Consider the following 6,118-nt stretch of genomic DNA (forward strand, 5'->3'; position numbering starts at 1 on the left):
GTGCCGGGTCGGGGCCCCCCCCCCCACCCCCCTTCCCGTCGTGTCAGCGGGCGCGGGCCGCCGCGCCGGTACCGATCCTCGTCAGCCAGTCCTCCATCACCCGCGCGGTGACCGAGGAGTCCTCCTGCGCCAGCGAGAAGTGGTTGGCGTCGATGGTGACGACGTCGTCCGCGGGCACCAGCTCCTCCTGCTGCTCGTGCGTCGACGCGGCGTCGGCGGAGTCGAACAGCGGTTTGCCGCACCGGACCAGCAGCTTGGGGGCCGTGGTCGGCTCGGCGTGCAAGCCGGACATCCGGTTGAGGTAGTGCGCCATCGCGGACAGCCTGGTGCTGTCCACGGTGGACGTGGACGCCGACTCGTCGCCGATGTAGGTCTTGGCCAGCATCCGGTAGTCGGTGCTCTCCTCACGGCCGTGCCGCACGCTCAGGGTGTCCAGCATGATGACGCCCTCGGCGCGCACCCCCCACATGCTCTCCAGCAGGCCCGCCGCCGCGAGCGCGATCGAGCCGCCCGAGGAGTGCCCGACCAGGACGAACGGTTCGCCGTCACTGGCGTGCAGCACGCTCTCGGCCACCACCCGCGCGATGGCCTGGGCCGACGCGGGCAGGCTCTCCCCGGCGCCGAACCCCGGCAGCGGCAGCGCCATGATCCGCCGGGTGCCGCCGAAGTGCGCCGCGATGCGCGCGTACTGGTGCACGCCACCGGTCATCACCGGCGCGCTGACGCAGATGAGCAGCGGCTCGGCGGCTCCCCTGGCGAGCGTCACGGGTGCGGGCAGCTCGTCGAGCTCGGCGGGCATGTCGAACATCGGCCGGACGCCCGCGAGCGCCTTGAGCAGGGTCCAGCCCTCCTCCAGCTTGCCGCCGTTGACGGCGTCGAAGAAGGTCTTGCCGATGGTGTCCTCCGGCGCGCCGGAGGAGGTCCCGACGGCCGAACCGCCGCTCGCGGCGAACTGCTCGCGCAGCCACCGGGCCAGCAGGCCGGGTGTCTTGTGGTCGAAGGCCACGGTGGCGGGCAACCGCATCCCGGTCGTGTCGGCGAGCTTGTTGCGCAGCTCCACCGAGATCAGCGAGTCGAAACCCGCCTCGAGGAAGTCCCGCTCCGGGTCGATCTCACTGGAGTCCGGGTGGCCGAGGACGACGGCCGAGTAGTCGACGACCAGGTCCAGGAACACCTGCTCCCGCTCGGTGGTGTCGAGGCCTCGCAGGCGGTCGCGGAGGGTGGCCGACGAGACCTCGCCCGCCGCGGCGGCAGCGCGTCGGGGAGCGCGCACCAGGTTGCGCAGCAACGGGTGTGGCGCCACCCCGCTGCGCGCGCCGGACTTCACCGCCAGTGGGATGAGCACCGGGTCAGGGCAGGCCGTCGCCTCGTCGAACAGCGCCATTCCCTGCGCGCCCGTCAACGGCACCGAGCCGGAGCTCGCCATGCGGCGGATGTCGGCCTCGCTCAACGACTCCGTCATCCCGCCGCCCTGCGCCCAGGCTCCCCAGGCCAGCGACAGCGCGGGCAGCCCCGCGGCCTGGCGGTGCACGGCCAGTGCGTCCAGTGCCGCGTTGGCCGCCGCGTAGTTGGCCTGCCCAGGGCTGCCCATCACACCGGAGAGCGAGGAGAACAGGACGAAGTCCGCGAGGTCGGCGTCCCGCGTGAGGTCGTGCAGGTGCCAAGCCGCGTCGACCTTCGGTCGCAGCACGGTGGCCAGCCTCTCGGGAGTGAGCGCGCCGATCACCCCGTCGTCCAGCACGCCCGCCGTGTGCACGACGGCGGTCAGCCGGTGCTCGGCGGGGACGGTCGCGAGCAGCTCGGCGACCGCGGCCCGGTCGGACACGTCGCAGGCCGCGATCGTGACGTCCGCCCCGTGCGCAATCAGCTCGGCCTGAAGCTCCAGGGCACCCGGCGCGTCCGGGCCGCGCGTGCCCACCAGGAGCAGCCGCCGCACGCCGCGCTCGGCGACCACGTGCCGGGCGAGCTGGGCGCCCAGCGCGCCGGTACCGCCGGTGATCAGCACGGTGCCGTCCGCCGCCCACTCGCGGGGCGTGACGTCCGGACCCGCGGAGAACCTGGCCAGCCGACCCGCGCGCACGTCGCCGCCGGTCACCACGACCTGGGTCTCGCCTGCGGCGAGCAGGGCGGGCGCGCTCGCCACCCGCGGCCTGGACGCACCGGCGTCGTCGATGTCCATGAGCAGCAGGCGACCGGGATTCTCCGACTGGGCCCCGCGCACCAGCCCCCACACGGCGGCCGCGGCCGGGTTGCCGCCATCGGTGGCGCCCCTGGTGAGCAGCACCAGCCGGGCGTCGGCGCAGTCCTCGCGGGTCAGCCAGTCCTGGAGGAGCGCCAGCACGGACGCGGTCGCGTCGTGGACGGACTCCGGGCCACCGCCGGGCGCACCGCTCACCGGGACCAGCACCAGCTCGGGGTCGTCGCCGCGGCCGAACACGTCACCCAGCGAGGTGCCGTAGCCGACCACCGCGCAGCCCGCCCGGACGAGGTCGGAGCTGACCCCGAACTCGTCGGTGCCCACCACGGCCCACCGGGTCTCCGGGACCACCGCCGCGTCGACCGGGGCCCATTCGAGCCGGAACAGCGACGCCTGCCCGCCACGGGGACCGGCCGCGGCACCGGCCGCCAGCGGGCGCAGGCCCAGTGCCTCGACCGAGACGACGGGCTGACCGGCGGAGTCCACGGCCGTGATCGACACGACGTCGCCGCCCGCGGAGGAGAGCCTGGCCCGCAGTGCCGCGGCACCACCCGCGTGCAGGCTCACCCCCTCCCACGAGAAGGGTGCGAGCGGCCGGTCCTGTTGGCTGGAGTCCAGGAACGCCACCGACTGCACCACGGCGTCCATCAGCGCCGGGTGCAGGCCGAACATGCCCGCGTCCCGGACGTCGCCGGGCAGCGCCACCTCGACGAACACCTCACCCGGCGCCCGCCACACGCGCCGCATCCCCTGGAACACGGGGCCGTACTCGGACCGCTCGTAGAAGCCGCCCAGCTCGGCCTCGACCGCGCCTTCCGGTGGCCACACGCCGATGTCGCGGCCCGCGGACGCCCCGACCGCGAGCACACCCGTCGCGAGACGGGTCCACTCGCCGTCCCCGTCCTGGGGCGTGGCCGAGATCCGGACCTGCCTGCGGCCGTCCTCGTCGCCGTCGACCTGGACCTGCACGCGCATCGCGCCCTGCCGCGGCAGCACGAGCGGCGCGGACAGGGTCAGCTCCTCGATCCGGTCGCACCCGACCTCGTCACCCGCCCGCAGGGCCAGCTCCATGAAGCCGGTGGCGGGCAGCGCCGCCTCCCCCATGATCGTGTGGTCGGCCAGCCACGGGTGGGTTTGCAGGGACAGGCTGCCGGTGAGCACCGTGCCCTCCCCCGCGGCCAGCGTCATGCTGGCGCCCAGCAGCGGGTGTCCCACCGACGCCAGGCCCGCGCCCGTCACGTCACCGGCGCCCGCGAGGCTCTGCGGCCAGTAGCGCTGGTGCTGGAAGGCGTAGGTCGGCAGGTCGACGAGCTCCGCGCCCGTGTCGGCGAAGAACCCCTCCCAGTCGACCCGCACCCCGCGGGTGTGCAGCGACGCCAACGCCGTCATGGCCGCCTGCTCCTCGTCCCGGTCCTTGCGCAGGATCGGCACCACGGCCAAACCGGGCACGACCTCGGCGACCATCGCCGAGAGGACACCGTCCGGCCCCAACTCCAGCACCACGTCCACGTCCATCGCCGCGACACCGTCGGCGAACCGCACCGGCTCACGCACGTGCTCAACCCAGTAGGCGGCCGTGCACAGCACCTCCGCCGTCGCGACCTCACCGGTCACGTTCGACACCACCGGGATCAACGGCTCGTGGAACGACAACGGCGCCAGAGCCGCCTCGAAATCGGCCAGCATCGGGTCCATCAACGGCGAGTGGAACGCGTGCGACACCGCCAACCGCCGGTGCTTCCAACCCCGATCCGCCACCTCGTCGGCGATTCGCTCCACCGCGGCGAGGGCCCCGGAGACCACCACCGACGACGGCCCGTTCACCGCGGCCACCGACACCTCGCCCTCGAACCCCACCAGCAACGGCAGCACGTCGTCCTCGGACGCCGCCACCGCCAGCATCGCCCCACCCGGCGGCAGGGCCTCCATCAACCGGGCGCGAGCCGACACCAGCGCGCACGCGTCCGTCAACGACAACACCCCAGCCACATGCGCGGCCGAGATCTCCCCCAGCGAATGCCCGGCCACCACCGTGGGACGCACACCCCACGACTCCACCAACCGGAACAACGCCACCTCGACCGCGAACAACGCGGGCTGAGCCCACCCGGTCCGGTTCAAGACCTCGGCGTCCTCACCCCACACCACGTCCCGCAGCCCATCGAACCCCTCCACCACCGCGTCGAAAGCGGCCGCGAACACCGGGAACCGGTCGTACAACCCACGACCCATCCCGAGCCGCTGAGACCCCTGACCGGAGAACACCACACCCACACGACCACGACCGACGACACCCTCGACCACCGCGTCACCCACCAGACCCGCACGGTGGTCGAAGTGCGACCGCGCCACGGCCAGCGACAGACCCACGTCCACCGCGCTCAGCCCAGGCCGTTCAGCGACCCACGACCGCAACCGCGTGACCTGCTCGCCGACCGCGGCGGCGGACTTGCCCGACACCATCCACGGCACCATGACGTCCGGGACCACCGCCCGGTCCCCGGACTCCACCACGGGAGCCTGCTCCAGGACCACGTGCGCGTTCGTGCCGCTCACGCCGAACGACGACACCGCCGAACGACGCGGACGGTCGACCTCCGGCCACCCGGTGCGCTCGGTCAGCAGCTCCGCGGCACCGGCCGTCCAGTCCACGTGGGACGACGGCTCGGTCACGTGCAACGTCTCCGGCAGCACACCGTGCCGCATCGCCATGACCATCTTGATCACACCGGCCGCTCCGGCCGCGGCCTGGGTGTGCCCGATGTTCGATTTGATCGATCCCAGGCGGATCGGGAGGTCGCGGTCCTGCCCGTAGGTCGCGAGCAGGCTCTGCGCCTCGATCGGGTCACCCAGCACCGTGCCGGTGCCGTGCGCCTCGACCACGTCGACGTCGGCGGCGGACAGGCCCGCGTTCGCCAGCGCCTGGCGGATGACCCGCTGCTGCGACGGGCCGTTCGGCGCGGTGAAGCCGTTCGACGCGCCGTCCTGGTTCACCGCGGACCCGCGGATCACCGCCCACACCGGGTGGCCGTTGCGCTGTGCGTCCGCCAGCCGCTCGACGACGAACATCCCGACGCCCTCGGACCAGCCCGTGCCGTCCGCGGAGTCGGAGAAGGCCTTGCAGCGCCCGTCCGACGCGAGCGCGCCCTGCCGGGTGAAGCCGGCGAACCGGAGCGACGTGGTCATCACCGTCACGCCACCGGCCAGCGCCAGCGAGCACTCGCCCGCCCGCAACGCCTGTCCCGCGAGGTGCAGCGACACCAAGGACGAGGAGCACGCGGTGTCCACGGTGACCGCGGGCCCTTCGAGCCCGAACGTGTAGGACAGCCTGCCCGCGATCGCGCTGGCCGCGATACCGGTGCCCGCGTGGCCCTCCACGTCCTCACCGGAGGTGAGCACCAGGTTGGCGTAGTCCTGGCCGTCGGTGCCCGCGAACACCGCGGTCCGGCTGCCTCGCAACCGGGTGGGGTCGATCCCGGCCCGTTCGAACGCCTCCCACGAGGTCTCCAGCAGGAGTCGCTGCTGCGGGTCCATCGCCATCGCCTCGCGGGGCGAGATCCCGAAGAACGCGGGGTCGAAGTTCGCGACGTCGCGCAGGAACCCGCCCTGGAGCGTCGCGCTGCGGCCCGGTCCTTCCCCGGCCAGCAGGGAGAAGTCCCAGCCGCGGTCGGTCGGGAACCCCGAGATCGCCTCACCGCCGGAGGCGACGAGTTCCCACAGTTCCTCCGGTGAGGCGACCCCGCCGGGGAACCGGCAGGCCATCCCCACGATGGCGACCGGCTCGTGCCTGCCGGACTCCAGTTCCTCCAGGCGACGGCGGGTCTGGTGCAGATCCGCGGTGACCCACTTCAGGTAGTCGACGAGCTTCTTGTCGTCCGGCATCGTGCGTACACCTTCCTTCTCAAGGGACAAGTCGCCGGG

Annotated in this window: 1 pseudogene; it reads right to left on the reverse strand. The window is 73.3% G+C overall.

Features of this window, described 5'->3' with window-relative positions:
* Positions 1-43 precede the first annotated feature (43 nt).
* Positions 44-6,079: pseudogene (locus NZH93_RS40280) on the reverse strand (SDR family NAD(P)-dependent oxidoreductase); the annotation flags it as partial.
* Positions 6,080-6,118: the final 39 nt, after the last annotated feature.

Source organism: Umezawaea endophytica (assembly GCF_025061645.1).
GTDB classification, from domain to species: domain Bacteria; phylum Actinomycetota; class Actinomycetes; order Mycobacteriales; family Pseudonocardiaceae; genus Umezawaea; species Umezawaea endophytica.